This window comes from Pseudomonas lurida, assembly GCF_013522705.1.
In the GTDB taxonomy this organism is placed as follows: domain Bacteria; phylum Pseudomonadota; class Gammaproteobacteria; order Pseudomonadales; family Pseudomonadaceae; genus Aquipseudomonas; species Aquipseudomonas quebecensis.
The window spans coordinates 98,771-121,987 of sequence record NZ_JAAMRE010000002.1; the positions used below are offsets into that span (position 1 = coordinate 98,771).

At 62.4% G+C, this 23,217-nt stretch carries 25 protein-coding genes; 16 read left to right on the top strand and 9 right to left on the bottom strand.

The window, feature by feature from the left end; genetic code table 11:
* Positions 1-4 precede the first annotated feature (4 nt).
* The 3 genes from G7025_RS02085 to coaBC form a co-directional block, all read right to left on the bottom strand.
* Complete coding sequence (locus G7025_RS02085; protein WP_181076590.1) at positions 5-163, bottom strand: hypothetical protein; 159 nt, start codon at positions 161-163, stop codon at positions 5-7.
* Between the two features lie 68 nt (positions 164-231).
* Entirely contained in the window at positions 232-687 is a 456-nt protein-coding gene (dut, locus tag G7025_RS02090; protein ID WP_181076270.1) for a dUTP diphosphatase, read from the bottom strand.
* Positions 688-692: 5 nt separating this feature from the next.
* Complete coding sequence (gene coaBC, locus G7025_RS02095; protein WP_181076272.1) at positions 693-1,901, bottom strand: bifunctional phosphopantothenoylcysteine decarboxylase/phosphopantothenate--cysteine ligase CoaBC; 1,209 nt, start codon at positions 1,899-1,901, stop codon at positions 693-695.
* A 143-nt stretch (positions 1,902-2,044) separates the two neighbouring features.
* Here coaBC and radC point away from each other — a divergent pair, with 143 nt between their 5' ends.
* Complete coding sequence (gene radC / locus G7025_RS02100) at positions 2,045-2,719, top strand: RadC family protein (RefSeq protein ID WP_181076273.1); 675 nt, start codon at positions 2,045-2,047, stop codon at positions 2,717-2,719.
* Positions 2,720-2,747: 28 nt separating this feature from the next.
* Here the strand turns inward: radC and G7025_RS02105 are convergent, their stop codons facing one another.
* Complete coding sequence (locus G7025_RS02105) at positions 2,748-4,340, bottom strand: ABC transporter substrate-binding protein (RefSeq protein ID WP_181076275.1); 1,593 nt, start codon at positions 4,338-4,340, stop codon at positions 2,748-2,750.
* A 458-nt stretch (positions 4,341-4,798) separates the two neighbouring features.
* Here G7025_RS02105 and rpmB point away from each other — a divergent pair, with 458 nt between their 5' ends.
* Both rpmB and rpmG read left to right on the top strand, forming a co-directional pair.
* A complete protein-coding gene (gene rpmB / locus G7025_RS02110) occupies positions 4,799-5,032 on the top strand; it encodes a 50S ribosomal protein L28 (protein ID WP_181076277.1) in 234 nt (77 codons plus the stop codon).
* An 11-nt stretch (positions 5,033-5,043) separates the two neighbouring features.
* Positions 5,044-5,199 (top strand): 50S ribosomal protein L33, encoded by a 156-nt coding sequence (rpmG, locus tag G7025_RS02115; RefSeq protein ID WP_003176906.1) that lies wholly within the window; start codon positions 5,044-5,046, stop codon positions 5,197-5,199.
* Positions 5,200-5,270: 71 nt separating this feature from the next.
* Here rpmG and G7025_RS02120 read toward each other — a convergent pair whose 3' ends face one another.
* The gene (locus tag G7025_RS02120) at positions 5,271-5,633 is read right to left on the bottom strand and encodes a cupin domain-containing protein (RefSeq protein WP_181076278.1); all 363 of its coding nucleotides are present in this window, start codon (positions 5,631-5,633) and stop codon (positions 5,271-5,273) included.
* Between the two features lie 230 nt (positions 5,634-5,863).
* On the opposite strand from G7025_RS02120, the gene G7025_RS02125 reads away from it, so the two are divergent.
* Both G7025_RS02125 and G7025_RS02130 read left to right on the top strand, forming a co-directional pair.
* On the top strand, positions 5,864-7,357 hold the full coding sequence (locus G7025_RS02125; RefSeq protein WP_181076280.1) for an aldehyde dehydrogenase: 1,494 nt from the start codon (positions 5,864-5,866) through the stop codon (positions 7,355-7,357).
* Between the two features lie 148 nt (positions 7,358-7,505).
* Positions 7,506-8,651 (top strand): MFS transporter, encoded by a 1,146-nt coding sequence (locus G7025_RS02130; protein WP_181076281.1) that lies wholly within the window; start codon positions 7,506-7,508, stop codon positions 8,649-8,651.
* On the opposite strand, the gene G7025_RS02135 is transcribed toward G7025_RS02130, so the two are convergent.
* On the bottom strand, positions 8,648-10,213 hold the full coding sequence (locus G7025_RS02135) for a phospholipase D family protein (protein WP_181076576.1): 1,566 nt from the start codon (positions 10,211-10,213) through the stop codon (positions 8,648-8,650). The genes G7025_RS02130 and G7025_RS02135 overlap by 4 nt on opposite strands.
* Before the next feature lie 243 nt (positions 10,214-10,456).
* On the opposite strand from G7025_RS02135, the gene G7025_RS02140 reads away from it, so the two are divergent.
* The 4 genes from G7025_RS02140 (at position 10,457) to G7025_RS02155 (ending at position 14,889) form a co-directional block, all read left to right on the top strand.
* On the top strand, positions 10,457-11,107 hold the full coding sequence (locus G7025_RS02140; protein ID WP_181076283.1) for a DUF1120 domain-containing protein: 651 nt from the start codon (positions 10,457-10,459) through the stop codon (positions 11,105-11,107).
* Between the two features lie 121 nt (positions 11,108-11,228).
* Entirely contained in the window at positions 11,229-11,933 is a 705-nt protein-coding gene (locus tag G7025_RS02145) for a fimbria/pilus chaperone family protein (protein WP_181076284.1), read from the top strand.
* Positions 11,933-14,359, top strand: coding sequence for a fimbria/pilus outer membrane usher protein (locus G7025_RS02150; protein WP_258197631.1), 2,427 nt, complete (start codon positions 11,933-11,935; stop codon positions 14,357-14,359). The genes G7025_RS02145 and G7025_RS02150 overlap by 1 nt, the downstream gene beginning before the upstream one ends.
* Positions 14,359-14,889: a hypothetical protein gene (locus G7025_RS02155; protein ID WP_181076286.1), complete on the top strand. Its 531-nt coding sequence runs from the start codon at positions 14,359-14,361 to the stop codon at positions 14,887-14,889. Before G7025_RS02150 ends, G7025_RS02155 begins: the two co-directional genes overlap by 1 nt.
* Positions 14,890-14,892: 3 nt before the next feature.
* Here G7025_RS02155 and G7025_RS02160 read toward each other — a convergent pair whose 3' ends face one another.
* Complete coding sequence (locus G7025_RS02160) at positions 14,893-16,311, bottom strand: aminotransferase-like domain-containing protein (RefSeq protein WP_181076287.1); 1,419 nt, start codon at positions 16,309-16,311, stop codon at positions 14,893-14,895.
* A gap of 166 nt (positions 16,312-16,477) precedes the next feature.
* On the opposite strand from G7025_RS02160, the gene G7025_RS02165 reads away from it, so the two are divergent.
* Positions 16,478-16,702 carry a DUF1127 domain-containing protein gene (locus tag G7025_RS02165; protein WP_181076289.1) on the top strand — a complete coding sequence of 75 codons (225 nt, stop codon included), beginning with the start codon at positions 16,478-16,480 and terminating at the stop codon, positions 16,700-16,702.
* Here the strand turns inward: G7025_RS02165 and G7025_RS02170 are convergent, their stop codons facing one another.
* On the bottom strand, positions 16,703-17,995 hold the full coding sequence (locus G7025_RS02170) for an NAD(P)/FAD-dependent oxidoreductase (RefSeq protein ID WP_181076291.1): 1,293 nt from the start codon (positions 17,993-17,995) through the stop codon (positions 16,703-16,705).
* Positions 17,996-18,110: 115 nt separating this feature from the next.
* Between G7025_RS02170 and G7025_RS02175 the strand changes: the two genes are divergently transcribed.
* Positions 18,111-18,464 carry a YkgJ family cysteine cluster protein gene (locus G7025_RS02175; RefSeq protein ID WP_181076292.1) on the top strand — a complete coding sequence of 118 codons (354 nt, stop codon included), beginning with the start codon at positions 18,111-18,113 and terminating at the stop codon, positions 18,462-18,464.
* On the opposite strand, the gene G7025_RS02180 is transcribed toward G7025_RS02175, so the two are convergent.
* A complete protein-coding gene (locus G7025_RS02180; protein WP_003176896.1) occupies positions 18,461-18,949 on the bottom strand; it encodes an Lrp/AsnC ligand binding domain-containing protein in 489 nt (162 codons plus the stop codon). The genes G7025_RS02175 and G7025_RS02180 overlap by 4 nt on opposite strands.
* A gap of 155 nt (positions 18,950-19,104) precedes the next feature.
* Between G7025_RS02180 and dadA the strand changes: the two genes are divergently transcribed.
* From dadA to G7025_RS02205, 5 genes are all read left to right on the top strand, one after another.
* Positions 19,105-20,406, top strand: coding sequence for a D-amino acid dehydrogenase (gene dadA / locus G7025_RS02185; RefSeq protein ID WP_181076294.1), 1,302 nt, complete (start codon positions 19,105-19,107; stop codon positions 20,404-20,406).
* Complete coding sequence (locus G7025_RS02190; protein ID WP_181076295.1) at positions 20,378-20,731, top strand: RidA family protein; 354 nt, start codon at positions 20,378-20,380, stop codon at positions 20,729-20,731. Before dadA ends, G7025_RS02190 begins: the two co-directional genes overlap by 29 nt.
* A 78-nt stretch (positions 20,732-20,809) precedes the next feature.
* The gene (gene alr, locus G7025_RS02195) at positions 20,810-21,883 is read left to right on the top strand and encodes an alanine racemase (RefSeq protein ID WP_181076296.1); all 1,074 of its coding nucleotides are present in this window, start codon (positions 20,810-20,812) and stop codon (positions 21,881-21,883) included.
* A 114-nt stretch (positions 21,884-21,997) separates the two neighbouring features.
* The gene (locus G7025_RS02200; protein ID WP_005792468.1) at positions 21,998-22,546 is read left to right on the top strand and encodes a cupin domain-containing protein; all 549 of its coding nucleotides are present in this window, start codon (positions 21,998-22,000) and stop codon (positions 22,544-22,546) included.
* A 181-nt stretch (positions 22,547-22,727) separates the two neighbouring features.
* On the top strand, positions 22,728-23,138 hold the full coding sequence (locus G7025_RS02205; protein ID WP_305437754.1) for a c-type cytochrome: 411 nt from the start codon (positions 22,728-22,730) through the stop codon (positions 23,136-23,138).
* The last annotated feature ends 79 nt before the right edge of the window (positions 23,139-23,217 follow it).

Consider the following 23,217-nt stretch of genomic DNA (forward strand, 5'->3'; position numbering starts at 1 on the left):
TGGCCTAATTGGGGGTGGCCGGCAGGCTCAAGCTGAAGGGTATGACGGCGTTTTCGGCAGAGAGTTCGTGGTGCAAAAATGCCATCGCCGCTCGCCCATCGTCGCCGTATCCGCATAATGCTTTGATTTTAATGGAAAAATATTGCCATTTAACTTCACGCATTCTTCGTCCTGAATGACCTTGCCAGGGGCGTTAAGCCGGACGTCAGTGTCCGGCCCGATTCAGCTTAGTCAGTGGCTGCCGGAATGCCCAAAACCGCCCGCACCGCGTTGGGTTTCGTCGAATTCCTCTACCAGTTCGAAGTGCGCCTGCACCACCGGCACCAGCACCAATTGGGCAATGCGCTCGCCGACGGCGATGTTGAAGGCGGTTTGCCCACGGTTCCAGCACGACACCATCAGCTCGCCCTGATAGTCCGAATCGATCAGGCCCACCAGGTTGCCCAGCACGATGCCGTGCTTATGGCCCAGGCCGGAACGCGGCAGGATCAGTGCCGCCAGGCCCGGATCGCCCACGTAGATCGACAGGCCGGTGGGGATCAGCAGGGTCTGGCCCGGTTCAAGCACGGTGTCTTGCTTGAGCATGGCGCGCAGGTCCAGGCCGGCGGAGCCTGGTGTGGCGTAGGCCGGCAATGGGAAGTCGGTACCGAGGCGGGGGTCGAGGATCTTGGCTTGCAAAGCGTGCATGGAAATTAAACCTGGTTCAGCCGTTGGGCGATAAAAGAGATCAGTTGGCGGGCAATCTTGCCCTTGCTGGTCTGGGCGAAAAGGGTGGCGTGCAGCTCGCGGTCGATCACGCTGCAAGCGTTTTCCTCGCTGTTGAAGCCGATGCTCGGGTTGGCGACATCATTGGCAACGATCAAGTCGAGGTTTTTGTCTTTCAGCTTGCGCGCGGCATAGTCCAGCAGGTTTTCGGTCTCGGCGGCAAAGCCGACACTGAACGGGCGGTCCGGGCGTGTGGCGATGGTGGCCAGAATGTCCGGGTTGCGCACCATTTGCAGGAGCAGGCCATCGCCGCTGGTAGGGTCTTTCTTGAGTTTTTGCGGGGCGACGACTTCTGGACGGTAGTCCGCAACCGCTGCCGAGGCGATGAACAGGTCACATGGAATGGCCGCTTCGCAGGCCGCCAGCATGTCGCGGGCGCTGACCACATCAATGCGCGTCACGCGATCCGGCGTCGGCAAATGCACCGGGCCAGTGATGAGCGTGACACGCGCGCCTGCCTCAACCGCTGCTTCGGCCAGGGCAAACCCCATTTTCCCTGAGCTATGGTTGGTGATGTAGCGCACCGGGTCGATGTTTTCCTGGGTCGGGCCTGCGGTAATCAGCACGTGCTTACCGGTAAGGGCCAGGTGTTGGAAACACTCGGCGGCACACAGGGCCAAGTCGGTGGCTTCGAGCATGCGGCCCATGCCCACGTCACCGCAGGCCTGGCTGCCGGAGGCCGGGCCGAACACCTTCAGGCCACGGCTTTGCAGGAGTTGAGTGTTGGACTGGGTTGCCGGGTCGCGCCACATTGCCTGGTTCATGGCCGGAGCGATGGCAACGGTGGCGTCGGTGGCCAGTACCAGAGTGGTGAGCAGATCGTCGGCGATACCTTGGGCCAGGCGCGCGATCAGGTCGGCGGTGGCCGGGGCGATCAACACCAGGTCGGCCCATTTGGCCAGCTCGATATGGCCCATGGCGGCTTCGGCGGCGGGGTCGAGCAGGTCCAGGTGAACCGGGTGGCCGGACAGGGCCTGCATGGTCAGCGGGGTGATGAACTCACTGCCGCCGCGGGTCATGACCACGCGCACTTCGGCGCCTTGGTCGAGAAGCCTGCGAACCAACTCTGCGCTCTTGTAAGCGGCAATGCCGCCGCCGACGCCGAGAACGATGCGTTTCCGATACAGACGCTGCATTGGTTTGCCTTTCCAGTTCAGTGAAGCCAGTTCAGTGACGCCTGCGATGCCCCCTCCCCAGGTGAAATCGCAGGCAAAAAAGAGGGCCTACGATAACACAGCGACCGCCACGCAACAGCGGCGCACATGCACAGGGAGGTGGGATGAGTATTCGCGATTGGCCGGCGGCAGAGCGACCACGGGAGAAACTTTTGGAATGGGGCGCAGCGAGTCTGTCGGACGCCGAACTGCTGGCGATTTTTCTGCGCACGGGGGTGGCGGGGCGCAGCGCTGTGGACCTTGCGCGCCATTTGTTGGCGCAGTTCGGCGGCCTGCGCCCGTTGCTCGAGGCCAGCCAGGCGCTGTTCAACCAGCAATTGGGGCTGGGGCCGGCGAAGTATGCGCAACTGCAGGCCGTGCTGGAAATGTCCCGGCGGCACATGGCCGAACGGCTGCGCCATGACTCGGTGCTGGAAAGTCCGGTAGCGGTGCGCGACTACCTCAAGGCGCTGTTACGGCATGAGCCCCACGAGATATTCGGTTGCCTGTTCCTCGACTCGCGGCATCGGGTGCTGGGTTTCGAGGCGCTGTCCGAAGGCACCATCGATGCGGCGGTGGTTTATCCACGGCAAGTGGTCAAGCGCGCCTTGGCCTATAACGCGGCGGCGCTGATCCTGTGTCACAACCATCCTTCCGGCAGCCTTGAACCCAGCGCGGCTGATCGAAAATTGACCAAGCTGCTGCAAAAGGCTCTGGAAGTCGTGGATGTGCGGGTGCTGGACCACATCATCGTCGGGGATGGCGACCCGCTGTCGATGGCCGAGTATGGATGGATGTGACCCCGCCCGGTAAGGGCGGGGCACAGGCTCAAGGCTTGACGCTGACCTTGGAGAAGTCCTGGCGCCCGAACGGGCTGACCTGATACCCCTCGACGCCTTTGCGCGTCAGGGCGAAGGCGGTGGGGTGCGCCAGCGGCAACCAGAGCGCCTGTTGCTGGATCTGGGCCTGGGCCTGTTGATACAGCTTGCTGCGCACGCCTTGTTCGCTGGTGGTCTTGCCAGCATTGATCAGCTTGTCCAGGGTCGGGTCGCAATAGCGTGCGAAGTTGGTGCCGGACTTCACCGCTGCACAGGAAAACTGCGGGGTCAGGAAATTGTCCGGATCGCCGTTGTCGCCGGCCCAGCCCATGAACAGCAGGTCGTGCTCGCCGGCCTTGGCGCGGCGGATCAACTCGCCCCATTCGATGACGCGGATCTCGGCCTGGATGCCGACCTTGGCCAGGTCGGCCTGCAGCAATTGCGCGCCCAGGTTGGGGTTGGGGTTCAGCAGGCTGCCGGTAGGGCGCGTCCAGATTGTGGTTTTGAAGCCATCCTTGAGGCCGGCGCGGTCCAGCAACGTCTTGGCTTTGGCGAGGTCCTGTGGATAGCCCGGCAACTCCTTGGCAAAACTCCAGGTGTTCGGCGGGTAAGGCCCGTTGGCGGCTTCGGCGGTGCCTTCGAACACGGCTTTGAGGTAACTGCCCTTGTCGAATGCCAGGTTGATGGCCTGGCGCACTTCGGGTTTGTCCAGCGGTGGATGCTGGCTGTTGATGGCCACAAAGGCGGTCATGAACGCGGCGGTTTTCTCGATTTTGAGGGCGGCATCCTTTTCGGCTTGCGCCACATCCAGAGGCTTGGGCGACAGGGCGATCTGGCATTCGTCGCGGTGCAACTTCTGCAGTCGCACATTGGCGTCCGGAGTGATCGCGAAGATCAAGTTATCCACAGCCGGTTTGCCGGCGAAATAGTCCGGGTTGGCTTTGTAGCGCACCACGGCGTCTTTCTGAAACCGCACGAAAACGAACGGGCCGGTGCCGACAGGGTGGCTATTGAGCTTTTCCGGCGTGCCGGCCTTGAGCAATTTGTCGGCGTACTCCGCCGGGTAGATCGAGGCGAAGCCCATGCTCAAGGCCGCAAGGAACGTGGAGTCGGCGTGGTCCAAGGTGAAGCGCACGGTGAGTGGGTCCAGAGCATCGATCTTCTTGACCAGAGCGGGCAATTGAAGCGATTGGGCATGGGGGAAACCGCTCTGGGCGATCTTATGCCAAGGGTTGGCCGGGTCGAGCATGCGCTCGAAGCTGAAGCGTACGTCTTCGGCCGTCAGCGTCCGGCTCGGTGTGAAATACTCGGTGCGGTGGAATTTCACATCGGGATGCAGCTTGAAGGTATAGGTCAGGCCGTCGGGCGAGACTTCCCAGCTGTCGGCCAGGCTTGGCACGAGCTTGCCGCTGGCGGCGTCGTAGTCGACCAGACGGTTCATCAGCACGTCGGCCGAGGCGTTGGTGGTGGTCAGCGAGTTGTACTGCACCACATCGAACCCTTCGGGGCTGGCCTCGGTGCAGACGCTCAGATTACTGGCGGCAGAGGCCAGCGGCGCAATAAAGAGAGGGGCAAGCAAGAGCGGCAGGGCTGCGAGGCGCATATTCGGTTTCCTTTGCAGATCGTAGGCCCATCTGCGAGTGCAGTCTGGAAAAGTCCTACCGTAGAGGTCTGATTGATAAATGACTAGCCCATTTTTGCCTGTGCTTTTGCGGCAAATGCTGTTTTGATGGCGCCTCGGTTCGTTTCGCCGTGCGCTCGGCACCGTGCATGAGGGCATAAACTGATTCTGTGCGACGAGCGGTCAGCGGTAAGGGCGGCCCCTCCTGGCAGCGGTTCGGGCGCCAGTGGCGTTGAATTAAGCTGGGAAAAACACACGGGCTGTTGTTGCGCCTGGGTCTTTCTGGTATAAAGCAGCGCTCTTTTCTAGGGGCCCGGTTCCTTCGCTTGTAGGTGTAGCCGGTAAGACCCTAAAGAAACGCGGCGCCTGGCGCCAAATGACTGAGAGATTAAGCGGCCAACCCATGCCGGGTTGGGCATGTGGTTTTAGAGGGCTGAGGCATGTCGAGAGTCTGTCAAGTTACCGGTAAGGGTCCGGTGACTGGGAATAACATTTCCCACGCAAATAACAAAACCCGTCGTCGTTTCCTGCCGAACCTGCAGCATCACCGCTTCTGGGTTGAAGAAGAGAAACGTTTCGTGCGTCTGCGCGTATCCGCCAAAGGCATGCGTATCATCGACAAGCGTGGCATCACTGCCGTGCTGGCCGACATCCGCCGCGCTGGCAAGGTTTAAGGAGCTATATCATGCGTGAATTGATTCGAATGATCTCTAGCGCCGGTACTGGTCACTTCTACACTACCGACAAGAACAAGCGTACTACCCCGGACAAGCTCGAAAAGAAAATGTTCGACCCGCGCGTTCGCAAGCACGTGATCTACAAAGAAGGCAAAATCAAGTAATTGATTTGCTTCCTTGTGAAAAAAAGCCCGTATCTCACGATACGGGCTTTTTTTTGCGTCCGATTTATTGATCAGGCTTTCTGTTCGAATACCACATAGATCTTGCGGCAAGGTTCGAGCACTTCCCAGGTTCCGCTGAATCCGGCGGGGATCACGAAACGGTCACCGGCGCGCAAGGTCTTGGCGTTGCCTTTGCCATCGCGCAGCACCGACACACCCTGCACGATTTCGCAGTACTCATGTTCGGTGTAATTAACCGCCCATTGCCCCACTTCACCTTCCCAGACGCCCGCATTCATCTGGCCGCAGGGGCTGTTGTAATGGTTGTAGACGGTCTGCTCGGGATCGCCCTTGAGGATTTTTTCTGCGGCAGGGCGGTAGCGGTCTGGGGCGGTGTTGGCCTGGCTGAAGTCGACGATGTCCTGGATGCTCATATGCGTGTCCCGTCTGGCCTGCGGTTGGAGAGCCCAAAGTCTATGTTTATTAAAATGAACATCGCAAGGGCGTTTGCCGCCGTTATGTCAAATATATTGAAACATCCCTGGCCGCTGGTTTAGGGTGGCAGCTGCCTTTGAGCCGAGCAGTTGGCTGGCGGGCAAGAATTCTTTGAGGCTGCCGGGCGACATCACCTGGCCCTCGTATTCAATAAGAGGAGGACACTCGCATGACCACCCTGACCCGTGCCGACTGGGAACAACGCGCCAAGGATCTGAAGATCGAAGGCCGCGCCTATATCAATGGCGAATACACCACCGCCGTTTCCGGCAGTACCTTCGAGTGCATCAGCCCGGTGGACGGCCGCCTGCTGACCACCGTTGCCAGCTGTGACGCCGACGATGCCCAGCGCGCCGTGGAAAACGCCCGCGCCACCTTCAATTCGGGTGTGTGGTCGCGCCTGGCACCGGCTAAACGCAAAGCCACCATGATCCGTTTCGCCGCGTTGCTCAAAGCCAACGCCGAAGAGCTGGCGCTGCTCGAAACCCTGGACATGGGCAAGCCCATCAGCGATTCCCTGAACATCGACGTTCCCGGTGCCGCCAACGCCTTGAGCTGGAGCGGGGAAGCCATCGACAAGATTTACGACGAAGTGGCGGCCACGCCTCATGACCAGCTGGGTCTGGTGACCCGTGAGCCGGTCGGCGTGGTGGGCGCCATCGTGCCGTGGAACTTCCCGTTGATGATGGCCTGCTGGAAACTCGGTCCGGCGCTGTCCACCGGTAACTCGGTGATCCTCAAGCCGTCCGAAAAATCTCCGCTGACCGCCATCCGCATCGCGGCCCTGGCCGTTGAAGCCGGTATCCCGAAAGGCGTGTTCAACGTTCTGCCAGGCTACGGTCACACTGTGGGTAACGCCTTGGCGTTGCACATGGATGTCGACACGCTGGTGTTCACGGGCTCCACCAAGATTGCCAAGCAACTGTTGATTCGTTCCGGCGAATCGAACATGAAGCGCGTATGGCTGGAAGCGGGCGGCAAGAGCCCGAACATCGTGTTTGCCGACGCTCCGGATCTGCAGGCCGCCGCCGAGTCGGCCGCCAGTGCCATCGCCTTCAACCAGGGTGAAGTGTGCACCGCCGGCTCGCGCCTGCTGGTGGAGCGTTCGATCAAGGACACCTTCCTGCCCCTGGTGATCGAGGCCCTCAAAGGCTGGAAGCCCGGCAACCCGCTGGACCCGGCGACCAACGTCGGTGCCCTGGTGGACACCCAGCAGATGAACACGGTGCTGTCCTACATCGAGGCGGGCCACGCCGACGGCGCCAAGCTGGTGGCGGGCGGCAAGCGCACCCTGGAAGAGACCGGCGGTACCTACGTCGAGCCGACGATTTTCGACGGTGTGACCAATGCGATGAGAATCGCCCAGGAAGAAATCTTCGGTCCAGTGCTGTCGGTGATCACCTTCGACAACGCCGACGAAGCGATCAAGATCGCCAACGACACCCAATACGGCCTGGCCGCGGCGGTGTGGACTGCGGACATCTCCAAGGCGCACCTGACCGCCAAGGCGCTGCGCGCGGGTAGCGTGTGGGTCAACCAGTACGACGGCGGCGACATGACCGCGCCGTTCGGTGGCTTCAAGCAATCGGGTAACGGTCGCGACAAGTCGCTGCATGCGTTCGATAAGTACACCGAGCTGAAGGCCACCTGGATCAAGCTCTGAGCACCCCTGCAGGCCAAATGTGGGAGCGGGCTTGCCCGCGAATGCGGTATGACAGTCGCCGTTGTCGCGTCTGATACAGCGCATTCGCGAGCAAGCCCGCTCCCACACTGTTTTGTACGAACCCGTAGATATCCACAGGAGCGTGGCAATGCGTTGGGCGACTTACTTTGCCGTCCTGGCTTCGGTACTCAGCGTGGGCCTGGCGCTGGGCGTCAGCATGCCGCTGGTGTCCTTGCGCCTGGAAGGCTGGGGCTATGGCAGCTTCGCCATTGGCGTAATGGCGGCGATGCCAGCATTTGGTGTACTGCTCGGCGCCAAACTCTCCAGTCGCCTGGCGGCGTGGCTGGGCACCGCCAACCTGATGCGCCTGTGCCTGTGGGCCGGTGCGGTGTCCATCGGGTTGCTGGCGATCCTGCCCAGTTACCCGGTGTGGCTGGTGCTGCGCTTGATGATCGGCGTGATCCTGACCATCGTGTTTGTCCTCGGCGAAAGCTGGATCAATCAATTGGTGGTCGAGCAGTGGCGTGGACGGCTGGTGGCGTTGTACGGCTGCAGCTATGCGTTGAGCCAGTTGTCGGGGCCTTTGTTACTGGGCGTGATCGGCACCGGGCATGACTACGGCTTTTGGGTCGGCGTGGGGCTTCTGATGGTTGCGCCGCTGCTGTTGCTGGGGCGCTCCGGCGCGCCCACGGCCGAAGCGTTCAGCGTCACCTTTGTCGACCTGTGGCGTTTTTGCCGCAGCCTGCCGGCGATTGCGTGGGCGGTGGCGCTGTTTGCTGCGTTCGAAGCAATGATCCTGACGCTGCTGCCGGTGTATTGCCTGCAGCAGGGGTTCACCGCTGAAACTGCCCTGGCGATGGTCAGCGCCGTTGTCGTTGGCGATGCGCTGCTGCAGTTGCCCATCGGCGCGCTGGCCGATTACCTGCCGCGCCGAACATTGTTTCTGGGCTGTGCGCTGCTGTTACTGGTGTCGAGCCTGGCAATTCCTGCGTTGATGCACACGCTGTTGATCTGGCCGGTGTGGGTGCTGTTCGGCGCCAGTGCCGGCGGATTGTTCACGCTGTCGTTGATTCTGATCGGCGAGCGCTATCGCGATGATGCGCTGGTGCGGGCCAATGCCCATATCGCGCAGCTGTGGGGCATCGGGTGTCTGATTGGGCCGCTGGTGGCCGGCGCCGGCAGCCAGTGGATCAGCGGACACGCGCTGCCGTTGCTGATGGCGGCCGGGGCAGTGGGGCTGGTGCTGCTGTTACTGCGCCAAGGCGCTTTCGGCGCCACACAACCGTGTTCTTAAAGCATGCGCTCCAGGCCGACTGAGGTGGCGAACCATGCGTTGAAACGCCGCCACCAACTGCCTGGCTCGCGCGTCAGGGTGTGCAGTTGGCCGTTATCCTCGGTTACCCACACCACCTGGCCGTCTTGCAGTTTCGCCTCATAACTGAGTGCTGGCGCCATGCCCTGCAGCGCCAGGTTACGCACGTGCTCGGCCAGTTCGGGGCTGTCCACCAGCACGCCGACTTCGGTGTTCCACAGCACCGACCGTGGGTCGAAGTTGAACGAGCCGATAAACGATTTTTCGCGATCAAAGATCATCGCCTTGCTGTGCAGGCTCGAATCCGAACCGCGGAACGTGCCGCGCCGGAACAGGTGCGGTCCGCTGCCGGCGCTGGGGTCGCCGGGTTGACGGCGCAATTCGTACAGCTTTACGCCGTGTTCGAGCAACGCTTTGCGGTAGGGCGCGTAGCCGCCGTGTACGGCCGGCACGTCGGTGGCTTCCAGGGAGTTGGTCAACAGGCGCACCGAAACCCCGGCGTCGGCGCGTCCAGTCAGGTACACCAGGCCGGGCTGGCCGGGCACAAAATACGCTGAGATCATCACCAGTTCGCGGTTGACTCGTTCCAGCTCCGGCGCCAGTTGGGTGGTCAGCAGCAGTTGCGGGTCCGGGTCCGCCTTGGCCAGCACCTTGCTCGGTGCGTCCCACAGCGCCTGGTTCCAGGCCCAGATCAGTTCGCGGCGCCAGATGTCCATGCGTGGCTGAGTCTTGTAGGTGCGCAAGCGGTTGTACAGCGCGTGGTTCTGCTGGCGTGATTCGGCGAGCGACGCCTCCAGGCGCACGCGTGCGACGGCCAGGTCGCCTTTTGACGGCGGGTTGGAAACGAAGTCGTCGATGGGCTTGCTCAGGGCGCTGTTCCAGTACTGATCGAAGCTGTGCCCCAGTTGCTCGGCCACCGGCCCCACGCTGAGCATGTCGATGTCGGTGAAATTCAGATTGGGCTCGGCGTCGAAATACTCATCGCCCAGATTGCGCCCGCCGACAATCGCCACGCTGTTGTCCGCCAGCCACAATTTGTTGTGCATGCGTCGGTGTTGCAGCGACAGGTTGAACAGGCGCCCCATGGCCCGCGTGGCCCCCGTGCTCCGTCCCAGATGCAGCGGGTTGAACAGGCGAATCTCGATCTTGGGGTGGGCGGCGAGGGTGGCGATGATCTGGTCGAGGCCGTCGCTGGTGGTGTCGTCCAGCAGGATGCGTACGCGCACGCCACGGTCGGCGGCCTTGAGCAGCTCGTCCACCAGCATGCGAGTGCTGATGCCGTCGTGCACGATGTAGTACTGCAGGTCGAGGCTGGTCTGGGCGTTGCGGATCAGTTCGGCGCGGGCCATGAACGCTTCGCTGCTGTTGGGCAGCAGGCGAAAACCCGAACGGCCCTGGTAAGGCGCGGCCTGGGCCTGGATCGAACGGCCGAACGAAGACGCCGTCGCGGGCAGGGCGTCGCTGGGGATGCGCGGGGCATGCACCGTTGCGCAGCCAGCCAAGGCCAGGGCGAGTACCAATGTGAACAGCTGGGCAGGTCGCAATCTCAAGGGGATGTGTCTCGCTGAGGGGGCGCGGCGTTGGACAACACGCTTTGCGAAATGTCATGGGCGTTGATTGGAACGCGCAGGTTGCCCAGGCAGCACACCTGCCTTTGATTTGGAGACATTCCCTACAGATCAGCGCGGGGCGCTGCCCGGATTATTTCGACGTCGCCGATGCCCCGCGGCGCATCTGGGCCGACGGAGTGCGGCGCGTCCGACTAATCCAATCAAGAAAAAACCAACATGAAAAAACAACGTATCTTGACCGCCCTCATCATCGCGATGGCGCCGCTTGCGGCCAATGCCGCCAGTGTCGACCTGACCGTCAGCGGTACGGTCGTGCCCACCTCCTGCGTACCGTCCTTTGCGGGCGGCTCCCATGTGAACCTGGGCCAGGTCGAAGCTTCCCGTTTGAACCAGGAGCGCCAGACCGATCTGCCGCCGCGCGATATCAACCTGATCATTGCCTGCGACGCCCCGGCGCCGGTGGAAATTGCCGTCGTGGATAACCGCGCGGAAACCAAGGCCCCCGGCATGCTCTTCAAAAATAACCCGAGCGTGGGCCTGTATTACGGCCTGGGCAGTGTCCAGGGCGTGCCGATCGGCGGGTTTGGTCTGTCGGTGGGGCAGCCAACCACCGACGGCACGGCCCAGACGTTCCTGGTGCGTACGCCGGAAAACCCGGTATGGCGCGTGCCGACCAGCGGCCTGGTATCCAATTCGCCGACGTCCTACTCCTGGGGTGAGAGTGCGGCTGCGGGGCCGGCGGCAGCGCGTCTGCATTCGTTCCCGATGCAGGTTCTCCCAGCGATTCGCCGTGCGTCGGCGCTGCCGGAGACCACTGATTCGTACGAGCTCTCCGGGTCCGTCACGTTTAACGTCTTCTACCTCTGAGGCAGCGCGCGCCAGGCATGACGGGGCGCTGACCCGGTCGGCCTGAATACGCGACTCAGCCAAACGAAACACGTCGGGCGGCATGGCTGTTACGCCGTCTTGACGTGCCCTGGAGCACTGCATGAAATCCCATGATTGTTTTCGCGCGTTGAGCGCCGTTGCCCTGTCGTGCCTGGCGTTTGCCAGTCTGTCGACGATGGCGGCAGGCATGGTGCCGCAAACCCCGGTTGTCATCGTGGACGAAGGGACGGGGGACGCTACGTTGATCGTCAAGAACACCGATGACCAGCCGGCGTTGCTTTACAGCAGCATCGAACACATCGCTGAGGACCCGGCACCGATCCTGTTGCTGACGCCGCCTGTGATCAGGGTCGAAGCCGGGCAGAGCCAGCAGGTCAGGTTTGTCCTGCACAGCGAAACGCCACTGACCACCGAGCGCCTCAAGCGCGCGGTATTCGAGGGCATCAAGCCGCGCCAGAGCGCCGAGGGTGCCCATGTGAGCCTGGGCGTGCGGCAGAACATCCCGGTGATCCTGCGGCCCGCCAACCTGCCCATCGAGCGCGCGCCCTGGAAGCTCTTGGTCTGGCGCGTGACCGAGGGCAAGGTACAGGTGAGCAATCCCAGCCCCTATGTGGTTCGTTTATCCAAATCCGTCAGCCTGCTGCCGGGTGGCGAAGTGCTGGACCTGCGGCGCACTTATATTCTGCCGGGGGAGGTGCTGACGCCGGCAGGTGACGCTTTTCTGGGCACCCACGTGCGACTGTTTCCGGCGACCACTTATGGGTTCGCGGTCAGCAGCCATGACGCGCCGCTGAGCACGCAGTAATGCCACGTGGGTTTGGCCCTTGGCCGGTCTCGCGCCTGGCGGTGGCGATGTTTATCGGCACCACAGCGAATGCATTCGGTGAAACAGCGGTGGAATTCGACCTCTCGGTGGTGCAGGCGCGCGGCCTTGATCCGAAGCTCGCCGAGTACTTTAGAACAGCCCCGCGCTTCACCGCCGGGCAAAGTCGGGTCGCCCTGAGGGTCAACGGTGTGTCCGCCGGACAGGTGCTGACCACCTTCGATGAGCAAGGCCGGCTGTGCCTGGATGCCGCGCTGCTTGAGCAGGCAGGTATCGATGAGGCGTTCATACCGTACGCCGCGTCGACGCAATGCGCGCTGCCGGCCGAGACGCTTGCCGGCGTACAAGTGCAGCTTGATCCTGGCACCCAGCAGGTGTCGTTGCTGGTGCCCACGGGACTGCTGCGCAACGGCGCGCGCGCGTCCAAAACCTGGACGACGGGCGGCACGGCCGGGGTGGTGAACTACACGGCGCTGGTGTCCGCCAGCGCAGGGCCTGCCTATTCCAGCCAGTTTCGTCACGTGGGGGTGGAATGGGGCTTCAACGCCAATGATTGGGTGGTGCGCAGCCGCCAAAGTTACACCCGATCGAACGACGCCTCGCAGGTCGAAAACCTTTACACCCACGCCTCAAGGACCTTGGAGCGCTACCAGGCCACTGTCCAGGTGGGCCAGCTCACACTGCGCTCGCCGCTGTTTGCAGGCGGGGCCTTCACCGGGATCCAGATGTTGCCCGAAGCAGGCCTCGCCCAACGGTTCGATGGGCAGTTGGGCGATGGCACGCAGGTCGAAGGCATTGCCTACGGGCCTGCCCGTGTCGAGGTGCGTCAAAGCGGTGCGCTAATCCACACCACGCTGGTTCCCAGCGGGCCTTTCGTCCTGCGCGATGTGCCCCTGCTGAGCGGGCGGCTGGACCTTGAAGTCAGCGTGATAGAGGACGGTGCCGAGCCCCGCCGTTTCTGGGTGCCCGTCGACAGCCTGCGCCCACTGGCGATTGCGGCGTCCCCCGGGTTTGCCCTGGCGGCGGGGCAGGTTCGCCGATTTGCCGACGATACGCGCGAAAAGCCGTCGTTTGCGGTCGGTAGCAAGGATTGGCTGTTGAGCCCTTCGACGTTGCTGACGGGAGGATGGATGGGCGCCGGTGACTATCAATCCCTCGGCCTTGGCGTTCAGCACGCGTTGGGCCGCGACACCACGGTGAGCGCGCAGCACCTGGGCTCTCATGTCGCGACGGCGGGGGCGGGGCACAGTCTTAATGCTGCCGTGAACACATCGCTCGGCGCCGGTGTTTCCGCCGGCTTGACCTGGACGCGACGCAGCCAGGGGTTTCGGGCTCTGGATGACGTCGCGCTGGATGCCCGCGATAGCAATCCCTATGAGCGGGCGGAGCAACAATGGGGGGCGTCGTTGAGCTATTCCGATCAGGCGTGGGGTGCCCTGACGTCTTCCGTGTCGCAGTACCGCCTGGCAGGCGCCGCGGATCGCACGAGCGTGAATGTCGCCTGGTCACGCGCCTTTGCCGACGCCAGCCTGTCGTTGAGCGTTCGCCATGACAGCGGCGGCGATGACCGGGGGATCGGTGTCTACACAAGCCTGACCCTGCCGTTCGGGCATCGCCGCGTGAGCGTTTCGGCGCGCCATGACGAGCGGCAGGGCACGCGCACCGGCGCGCGTTACAACGAGCACATCAGCGATACCGCCAGCTACAGCCTTGCCGCGGATCGCAGCGATACCGGCCGCACCGATCTTTCCGCGCGCCTGAGCCTGCTGCCGCGCTACACCAGTGTTGAGCTGGGGCATGCGCGCGGCGGTCTGGGGCAACGCAGCTATGACCTGTCGCTCAATGGCGGCCTGGCGCTGCACGCGCACGGCGTGACGCCTTCGCCATACGCCGTGCGCGATACCTTTGGTGTGATCAAGGTCGGCGAGGGCGCCGGCGTCAAAGTCAATACACCCCAGGGGCCGGTCTGGACCGATAGCTCGGGGCATGCCGTGGCGGCGAGCCTGCCGGCATTTTCCGCGAGCCGGTTGGAGGTCGATCCTCGCAGCCTCAAACGGAACACCGACGTGCTCAATGGGTTCCGGGAGATCGAGGCCGGGCGTGGCGCTGTGCCACGGGTCGAATTTGCCCTGGCCAGTGCCCGGCGCCTGTTGCTGCGCGTGCGCACCGACGCGGGGGGTTGGGTGCCCAAGGGCGGCGCGGTGTATGACAGTGCCACGGGTGCCTACCTTACCAACGTGGTTGACGCCGGTCTGGTGTACCTGGCCGACGCACCGGAGCAATTGAAGCTGTACGTCTCCATGGCCGACGACCGGCGCTGCGTTATCGAGTTGGATACCCGGCGCATTGCGCAAACCGCGGCGCCGTATCAAAGCGCCGAAACGACCTGTAGCCAAAGGAGCCCCTAATGACAGGCACAACGATGAAGGGCGTCCTCTGCGCCGTGGCGCTCTGCTACGGCCCGGCTGCGCAAGTCCAGGCTGAGTGCAGCTTGCTGTTGAGTTCGCCTCAGGTGGTGTTCGAACCAGGCCCGCGTTCGGCGCTGCGACCCGGCAGCGCTGGCGGTGACCTGAGTTTTGGCGTGCGGCGTGTGTGGTTGAACGCGCAGTGCCGGCAATCGCAGCCGATGAGCTTGCGGTTCGAGGCTCCTGCAGCGAACGCCCAGGCCTATCGCTTCGGCGTGGGTCGTTTGCAGGTGCGCGTGCGTGCCGCGCGAGTGGATGGGCGCTTGATCGAAGACTGGCGCGACGCGGATGCAGCTGCACGGGACAACGTATTGCGCCCAGGCGACCGCGTGCGGCCCTGGCACAATGGCCAGGCGCTGGCAGGTCGCCATTTGCAGTTGGAGCTGGAGGTCGAGCCACTGGTGCCTCGGCAGGCGGCGAATGTCAGGGATATCACGCGGTTTGCAACAGTGGGGCGCTTTGAGCTGGAGTGAGGGTCAGTCGCTTGCCAGCATCGCCGTCGCGGCCGCTCCGACCTTGCGCACCGCTTCTTCAATCTGCGGGGTGGGTTTGGCCGAGTAATTCATGCGCAGGCAATTGCGGTACTTGCCCGACGCGGAAAAAATGCTGCCGACCGCCACCTGTACCCCTTGCTGCATCAACGTGCGGTTGAGCTTGAGGGTATCGAAGCCCTCCGGCAGTTCTACCCACAGCATAAAGCTGCCCTGTGGCCGACTGGCGCGTGTGCCAGCCGGGAAATAGCGGCTGACCCAATCGAGCATCAGGTCGCGATTGCGCTGATATTGCGTACGCATCCGCCGCAAATGCGGTTCGAAGTGGCCACCCTTGAGAAATTCCGCGATGGCGATCTGCGGCTGCGTGGCGGTGGAGCCGGTGCTGATGTATTTCATGTGCAGCACGCGTTCCAAATACCGGCCCGGCGCAACCCAGCCAATGCGCAGGCCTGGGGCGAGGGTTTTGGAGAACGAACTGCACAGCAGCACGCGGCCGTCTTCGTCGAAGGACTTGATCGTGCGCGGGCGCGGGTAGCTGTAGGCCAATTCGCCATACACATCGTCTTCGATGATGGCCACGTCAAAGCGCTGGGCCAGGGTCAGCAGCGCGCGTTTGCGCGCTTCCGGCATGATGTAGCCCAAGGGGTTGTTACAGTTGGGGGTCAGCTGGATGACCTTGATCGGCCATTGTTCGAGGGCCAGCTCCAGGGCTTCGAGGCTGATGCCGGTGAGCGGATCGGTGGGGATCTCCAGGGCTTTCATGCCCAGCCCCTTGAGGGTCTGCATGGCGCCATGGAAGCTCGGTGAGTCCACCGCGACGATGTCGCCCGGCTCACAGATGGCGTGGATGCTGGCCGATAGCGCTTCGTGGCAGCCGGTGGTGATCACGATGTCTTCGGCGCCCAGTTGGCAGCCGGAATCCAATGACAGCCGGGCGATCTGCTCGCGCAGTTCCATACAGCCCAGGATGTTGTCGTAGTACAACCCCGGCAGATCCTGGCGCCGGCTGACGCGGGCCAGGCTGCGCAGCAAGGGTTTGAGGGTGGGCGACAGTACATCGGGCATGCCACGGCCCATCTGTATGACGTCTTTGCGCGGCACAGCGCGAATCAGTTCCAGCACCTGGTCCCACTGGGAGATTTCCACCGGGCGCTGTGCCGGCCGTCCTACCTCCGGCAACGCAGGCAGCTCACGGCTCGCGGGCACGAAGTAACCAGACTTGGGTTTAGGTGTCGCCAGGCCGTGGTCTTCCAGCAGGCGATAGGCCTGTTGCACGGTGCTCAGGCTCACCCCATGTTCCACGCTTAACGCCCGTACGGAGGGCAACCGGTCGCCTGGGCGATAGAAGCCTTGTTCGATGCGAGTGCCCAGCAGCTCGGCGAGGTTGACGTAGAGGGTCATGGCGGTCGCTCCCGGGGACCAGTACAGATCCTGGGAAAATACAGGATTCAACTTTCAAGTGGCAGTATCTGTATGGATTTAATAAGCGCTTGTTGAATCTGTAATGGTTTGGTCCACTCGCTCATTCTAGTCACTCATGGCAACCGACAAATGAGGGGCAGCAAAAATGAACGGTATGAGCGATGTGCGCCTGAGGTTATACAGTCAGGAGCTGGAGGCTGACCAAGCTCGGGCCGCAACGCCGGGCGATATCAGCCGTTGGGGGCTGTTCTGGCGCCGTCGCCACACCCGCAAGGCCTTGCTGCACTTGACCGGCGAGCAACTGCGCGACATCGGCTTGAGTGCCGAACAGGCGCTGGAGGAAGGCCTGAAACCGTTCTGGCGTGATTGATCAGACCAGCTCTTTGAGGCGGTGCCAAAGCATGCCCAATGCCAGCAGCGGCGAGCGCAGATGCTTGCCGCCGGGAAAGGTCATGTGCGGCACCTGGGCGAACAGATCGAAACGCCCGTGCTGCTGGCCGCTGATTGCTTCGGCCAGCAGCTTGCCCGCCAGGTGTGTGGCATTGAGGCCATGGCCGGCGTAGGCCTGGGCGTAATACACATTGGGCTGATCGCTCAGGCGCCCGATCTGCGGCAGGCGATTGGCGCCGATGCCGATCATGCCGCCCCATTGATAATCGATCTTCACGTCGGCCAGTTGCGGGAACACCTGCAGCATTTTCGGACGCATATACGCGCCGATGTCCTTGGGGTCCCGACCGGAATAATGGCAGGCCCCGCCGAACAGCAGGCGCCGGTCGGCCGACAGGCGGAAGTAGTCCACGGTCACCCGCTGATCGCAGACGGCCATGTTGCGCGGCAGTAATTGAGTGGCCTGGGCCTGGCTCAAGGGTTCGGTGGCGATGATGTAGCTGCCGGCGGGCAGTACCTTGCCGCTCAGATGAGGGTTAAGGCCATTGAGATAAGCGTTGCAGGCCAACACCAGCGTATTGGCGCGTACCGTGCCCTGGGCGGTGTGGACTTGGACTTCGGGGCCGTAGTCGATACGCGTCACTGGCGATTGCTCGAACAGCTTTACGCCTTGTTGCGCGGCGGCGGCGGCTTCGCCGATAGCCAGGTTCAGCGGATGCAGGTGGCCGGAGCCCATGTCGATCATGCCGCCCACATAGCGCCCGGAACCGATCACACTGTCCATTTCGTTGGCTTGCAGCAGGCGCACTTCATGACGATAGCCGAGGCTGCGCAGTTCTTCGGCATCTTCGGCCAGGCCTTGCAGGTCGCGAGGCTTGTTGGCGAGGTCGCAATAGCCCCACGTCAGGTCGCACGCGATCTGAAAGCGTTCAACGCGCTCGCGCACGATCTCCACGGCCTCAAGGCCCATCAGTTTCATCTGTCGGACCCCGTCGGTGCCGATGATGCTGGCGAACTGGTCCAGGCCATGACCGACCCCGCGGATCAATTGCCCGCCGTTACGCCCGCTGGCGCCCCAGGCGATTCTGCGGGCCTCCAGCAGCACCACGCTGAACCCGCGCTCGGCCAGTTCCAGGGCGGTATTGAGCCCGGAAAAGCCACCGCCAACCACACACACATCGGCTGTCACCTCGCCCGTCAGCGCCGGGTAGTCGGGCTGCGGCAGGCTGCTGGCGGCGTAGTAGGAATCAGTGTGGCGGGCGCTTGTGATCATGGGGAGCATCCCTGTTTGGAAAATTTGACGCAGGATACAGCGGTCGGACGATGCTGTCTGCGCAGGGCAATTTGCGGCAGAATCCACGCCTGTTCGCCGTGGGGTACGTGTTTCGATGAGTTGCAACCGTCAGAAGATCAGCGCATTGCGCCGTCAGATTCCTTCGTTCGAATGTGTGCCGGGGTGCCATGACTGTTGTGGGCCGGTGACCACCTCGCCCGAAGAAATGTCGCGCCTGCCGCGCAAGACTGCTGCCGAGCAGGAGACCGCCATGGACGAGCTGAACTGCGTTCATCTGGGCCCCACGGGCTGCACGGTGTATGACGAGCGGCCGCTGATCTGTCGGCTGTTCGGCACCACCGAAACCTTGCCATGCCCCAATGGGCGTCGACCGGTGGAGCTGATTCACCCACGGGTGGAAAAACAGATCCACGAATACATGGCCAGCACCCGGCAGGTATTGGTTTAGTCCGGGATCGGCAGGTTAAGGCTCTCTTTAACCTCTTCCATCACGATGTAGCTCTTGGATTCGCGCACGTGGGGCAGCTTGAGCAGGATGTCGCCCAGTAATTTACGGTAGGAGGCCATCTCGGAAATCCGCGCCTTAACCAAATAGTCAAAGTCACCGGACACCAGGTGGCACTCCAGCACATGGGGCAGTTTCAGCACGGCGCGGCGGAACTCCTCAAAGGTGTCGCCGGACTTGTAATCCAGGCTGATCTCGACAAATACCAGCAAACTCCCCTTCAAGTGCTGCGGGTTGAGCCGCGCGTTGTAGCCCATGATGATTCCCTCGCGCTCCAGGCGCCGTACGCGCTCGGTGCAGGGTGTGGTCGAGAGGCCGACTTTTTCCCCCAGCTCAGTGAACGAGATGCGCCCATCGGTTTGCAGGATGCGCAGGATATTGCGGTCGATCTTGTCCAGCTCCCGCTTGGTCTGGGTGTTGGTACGCATAGGGGATACGCCTCTGTTAAAACGGTTTTTGCCGAGAATTGTCGCCAAATATAGGCATTTATATAGTGAAATGCACTGGCGATTGCTTTTTATACTGCGCCCATCATTGCTCGAATAACACACGTCGGCGGCCAAGCCGCGATGAGGATATAAAAATGCGCGTTCTGGTCTTGGGTAGCGGCGTCATTGGGGTAACCAGTGCGTACTATTTGGCGCGGGCCGGTTTTGAAGTGGTGGTGGTCGACCGCCAGCCCGCCGCTGCCATGGAAACCAGTTTCGCCAACGCCGGCCAGGTGTCCCCAGGCTATGCCTCGCCCTGGGCCGCGCCGGGCGTGCCGCTCAAGGCAATCAAATGGCTGCTGCAACGCCACGCGCCATTGGCGATCAAAGCCACCGCCGATATCGATCAATACCTGTGGATGGCCCAGATGCTGCGCAACTGCACCGCCAGCCGGTATGCGGTGAACAAAGAGCGCATGGTGCGTTTGTCCGAATACAGCCGTGATTGCCTCGATGAGCTGCGCGCCGAGACCGGCATTGCCTACGAAGGCCGAAGCCTGGGGACCACCCAACTGTTCCGCACTCAGGCGCAGTTGGACGGCGCCGCCAAGGACATCGCTGTACTCAAAGAGTCCGGTGTACCGTTCGAGCTGCTTGATCGTGCCGGCATTGCCCGCGTGGAACCTGCTCTGGCCAGCGTCACCGACATCCTCGCCGGTGCTCTGCGCCTGCCCAACGACCAGACCGGCGACTGCCAGATGTTCACGACGCGCCTGGCCGACATGTGCAGGCAATTGGGCGTTGAGTTCCGCTTCGAACAGGATATCCAGCGCCTCGACCACGCGGGCGAGCGCATCAACGGTGTATGGATCGACGGCAAGCTGGAAACAGCCGATCGTTATGTCCTCGCCTTGGGCAGTTATTCGCCGAAGTTGCTCAAACCGTTGGGTATCAAGGCGCCGGTGTACCCGCTCAAGGGTTATTCGTTGACCGTGCCGATCACCAACCCGGCGATGGCGCCCACCTCGACCATCCTCGACGAGACCTACAAGGTCGCGATTACCCGTTTCGACAACCGCATCCGCGTCGGCGGCATGGCTGAGATCGCCGGTTTTGACCTGTCGCTGAACCCGCGTCGACGCGAAACCCTGGAGATGATTGTCAACGACCTTTATCCTCAAGGCGGCGATCTGGCCCAGGCTTCGTTCTGGACCGGCCTGCGTCCGACCACGCCCGACGGCACGCCGATTGTCGGTGCCACACCGTTCAAGAACCTGTTCCTGAATACCGGCCACGGCACCCTCGGTTGGACCATGGCCTGTGGCTCCGGTCGTTTGCTGGCCGACCTGATGGCCAGGAAAACCCCGCAGATCAGCGCCGCGGGCCTCGATATTTCCCGTTACGGCAACCACCAGGAGTCCGCAAAACATGTCAATCCAGCGCCAGCTCACCAATGAGCGCATGAGCCAGATCGTTGTTCACAGCGGTACCGTGTACCTGGCCGGGCAAGTCGGCGATGACATGAGCGCCGGGATTGAACAGCAGACTCGCGAGACGCTCGCCAATATCGAGCGCTTGCTGGACCTGGCCGGCACCGACAAAACCAGACTGCTGTCGGTGACGATTTACCTGAAGGACATCGACGCCGATTTCGCCGGCATGAATGCAGTGTGGGACGCGTGGCTGCCCAAAGGCGTTGCCCCGGCACGCGCCACCGTTGAAGCCAAGCTGTGCGAACCGCACATCCTGGTAGAGCTGTCCGTGGTGGCCGCGCTGCCTTAGATTCAGATCCCTCTCCCGGCGCCGAGGCTGTTGATCGGTGCCGGTTTTTTTCACTCCGCCGCCTAGAAGCCTGCCGCCATGCGTCCAGCCCGTGCCCTGATCGACCTCCAAGCCTTGCGCCACAACTACCAATTGGCCCGTGAAGTCACGGGCGCCAAGGCGCTTGCCGTGATCAAGGCCGATGCCTACGGCCATGGCGCCGTGCGGGTGGCCCAGGCGCTGGAGGCGCAGGCCGATGGTTTTGCCGTGGCCTGCATCGAGGAAGCACTGGAACTGCGTGCCGCCGGCATTCGTGGGCCGGTGCTGCTGCTGGAAGGCTTTTTTGAAGCCGACGAGCTACCGCTGATCATCGAGCATGATTTCTGGTGTGTGGTGCATTCGCTGTGGCAACTGGAAGCTATCGAACAGGCTCGCTTGAGCAAACCGCTGACCGTGTGGTTGAAACTGGATTCGGGCATGCATCGTGTCGGCCTGCATCCCAAGGATTATCACGAGGCTTACCAACGCCTGCTGGCCACCGGCAGCGTTGCAAAAATCGTCTTGATGAGCCACTTCGCACGTGCCGATGAGCTCGATTGCGTGAGCAGCGATGAGCAAGTGGCGGTGTTTGACGCGGCGCGCCAGGGCCTGGCGGCCGAGGTGAGCCTGCGCAATTCGCCGTCGGTGATGGGCTGGCCGAATGTGTCCAGCGACTGGGTGCGCCCCGGCATCATGCTGTACGGCGCCACGCCGTTTGGCGAAGACCAGGCCGTGGCCGCGCGCCTGCAGCCGGTAATGACCCTGGAATCGAAAGTGATCTGCGTGCGTGAGCTGCCGGCGGGTGAGCCAGTGGGCTACGGCGCCAGGTTCATCACGCCCAAACCCATGCGGATCGGTGTGGTCGCCATGGGTTACGCCGATGGCTACCCACGTCACGCTCCCACCGGGACGCCGGTGCTGGTGGCTGGGCAGCGCAGCCGGTTGCTGGGGCGCGTGTCCATGGACATGCTTTGTATCGACCTGACGGACGTGCCTCAGGCCGGTCTGGGATCGACGGTGGAATTGTGGGGAAAAAACATCCTGGCCAGCGACGTCGCCGTCGCCGCCGACACCATCCCCTACCAGATTTTCTGCAACCTGCGGCGGGTGCCAAGGCTCTACTCCGAGGCCTGAGCGCCGTTACGAATGGAGCTGGTCGGGATTTAGGCCAAAGTGTTGTAAATACTGAACGCTGTCGCCATGATAACGCTCAATTACAACAAGCCTGAATCCTAGGAGGCACCTGCATTGGACGTCGGCGAACGACTGCAATCCATCCGTAAACTCAAAGGTCTTTCCCAGCGTGAGCTCGCCAAGCGCGCGGGTGTCACCAACAGCACCATTTCGATGATCGAAAAAAACAGTGTCAGCCCCTCGATCAGCTCCTTGCGCAAGGTGCTGGGCGGCATTCCGATGTCCATGGTCGAGTTCTTTTCCGAAGAGATCCTCCAGGAAATACCGACGCAGATCGTCTATAAAGCCAATGAGCTGATCGATATCTCCGACGGCGCGGTCACCATGAAGCTGGTGGGCCGGGCGCACCCCAGCCGGGCTATCGCGTTCCTCAACGAGATCTATCCGCCGGGCGCCGACACCGGTGAGGAAATGCTCACCCACGAAGGTGAGGAAACCGGGATTTTGCTTGAGGGCCGCTTGGAGTTGGTGGTCGGTCTTGAAACTTTTGTGCTCGAAGCGGGCGATAGCTACTACTTTGAAAGCACCAAGCCCCACCGTTTCCGCAACCCGTTCGACGTGCCGGCGCGACTAATCAGCGCAGCCACACCCGCGAACTTTTAACACAAGAGGCGTCCTGCCAGCGTTGCAGAGCCGCCCGTGGCAGTATCCGCGAGGCTGAATCTCCCTTTATTTAATGGGGTTGTTTCGGCCAGGCGGGCTAACCGTTATACTTTCGCCGCCTGCGAAACCGTGGCCGTAGGCGTGAATAGCCACCATTGAGGGTGAACGCGTGAACCTAATTATGAAAATGCTGGCTGCACCAGCAACCGTACTGGCCCTCTGGGCTGTCAGCGCTCAAGCTGCGACCAACGATGAGATCGCCAAGCGCCTGGAGCCTGTCGGCCAGGTGTGCGTCCAGGGCCAGGAATGCAAGGGCATGGAGGTGGCCGTGACGGCGGGCGGCGGCGGTGCGAAAACGCCGGATGACATCATCGCCAAGCATTGCAATGCATGCCACGGCACAGGTTTGCTGGGCGCGCCGAAAATCGGCGATACCGCGGCCTGGAAAGAGCGCGCCGATCACCAGGGCGGCCTTGATGGCATCCTGGCCAAAGCCATTACCGGTATCAACGCCATGCCGCCCAAAGGTACCTGCGCCGATTGCTCCGATGAGGAGCTCAAGGGCGCCATCAAGAAGATGTCCGGTCTGTAACCCGGCTAGCTTCGCCAAAAATGCCGCTTCCGAGCGGCTTTTTTGTGCCTGCAATTGATAGGTCGAGGCTGGTTATTGC

Bases quoted from the DNA above. Each gene is read 5' to 3' on its own strand.
- radC (WP_181076273.1), top strand. From the start codon at position 2,045: ATGAGTATTCGCGATTGGCCGGCGGCAGAGCGACCACGGGAGAAACTT.
- coaBC (WP_181076272.1), bottom strand. From the start codon at position 1,901: ATGCAGCGTCTGTATCGGAAACGCATCGTTCTCGGCGTCGGCGGCGGC.
- G7025_RS02140 (WP_181076283.1), top strand. From the start codon at position 10,457: ATGAAAAAACAACGTATCTTGACCGCCCTCATCATCGCGATGGCGCCG.
- G7025_RS02160 (WP_181076287.1), bottom strand. From the start codon at position 16,311: ATGACCCTCTACGTCAACCTCGCCGAGCTGCTGGGCACTCGCATCGAA.
- G7025_RS02155 (WP_181076286.1), top strand. From the start codon at position 14,359: ATGACAGGCACAACGATGAAGGGCGTCCTCTGCGCCGTGGCGCTCTGC.
- rpmB (WP_181076277.1), top strand. From the start codon at position 4,799: ATGTCGAGAGTCTGTCAAGTTACCGGTAAGGGTCCGGTGACTGGGAAT.
- G7025_RS02120 (WP_181076278.1), bottom strand. From the start codon at position 5,633: ATGAGCATCCAGGACATCGTCGACTTCAGCCAGGCCAACACCGCCCCA.
- G7025_RS02180 (WP_003176896.1), bottom strand. From the start codon at position 18,949: ATGCGTACCAACACCCAGACCAAGCGGGAGCTGGACAAGATCGACCGC.
- G7025_RS02170 (WP_181076291.1), bottom strand. From the start codon at position 17,995: ATGATCACAAGCGCCCGCCACACTGATTCCTACTACGCCGCCAGCAGC.
- G7025_RS02105 (WP_181076275.1), bottom strand. From the start codon at position 4,340: ATGCGCCTCGCAGCCCTGCCGCTCTTGCTTGCCCCTCTCTTTATTGCG.
- G7025_RS02125 (WP_181076280.1), top strand. From the start codon at position 5,864: ATGACCACCCTGACCCGTGCCGACTGGGAACAACGCGCCAAGGATCTG.
- dadA (WP_181076294.1), top strand. From the start codon at position 19,105: ATGCGCGTTCTGGTCTTGGGTAGCGGCGTCATTGGGGTAACCAGTGCG.
- G7025_RS02145 (WP_181076284.1), top strand. From the start codon at position 11,229: ATGAAATCCCATGATTGTTTTCGCGCGTTGAGCGCCGTTGCCCTGTCG.
- G7025_RS02175 (WP_181076292.1), top strand. From the start codon at position 18,111: ATGAGTTGCAACCGTCAGAAGATCAGCGCATTGCGCCGTCAGATTCCT.
- G7025_RS02205 (WP_305437754.1), top strand. From the start codon at position 22,728: ATGAAAATGCTGGCTGCACCAGCAACCGTACTGGCCCTCTGGGCTGTC.
- dut (WP_181076270.1), bottom strand. From the start codon at position 687: ATGCACGCTTTGCAAGCCAAGATCCTCGACCCCCGCCTCGGTACCGAC.
- G7025_RS02150 (WP_258197631.1), top strand. From the start codon at position 11,933: ATGCCACGTGGGTTTGGCCCTTGGCCGGTCTCGCGCCTGGCGGTGGCG.
- G7025_RS02190 (WP_181076295.1), top strand. From the start codon at position 20,378: ATGTCAATCCAGCGCCAGCTCACCAATGAGCGCATGAGCCAGATCGTT.
- G7025_RS02165 (WP_181076289.1), top strand. From the start codon at position 16,478: ATGAACGGTATGAGCGATGTGCGCCTGAGGTTATACAGTCAGGAGCTG.
- alr (WP_181076296.1), top strand. From the start codon at position 20,810: ATGCGTCCAGCCCGTGCCCTGATCGACCTCCAAGCCTTGCGCCACAAC.
- G7025_RS02085 (WP_181076590.1), bottom strand. From the start codon at position 163: ATGCGTGAAGTTAAATGGCAATATTTTTCCATTAAAATCAAAGCATTA.
- G7025_RS02130 (WP_181076281.1), top strand. From the start codon at position 7,506: ATGCGTTGGGCGACTTACTTTGCCGTCCTGGCTTCGGTACTCAGCGTG.
- rpmG (WP_003176906.1), top strand. From the start codon at position 5,044: ATGCGTGAATTGATTCGAATGATCTCTAGCGCCGGTACTGGTCACTTC.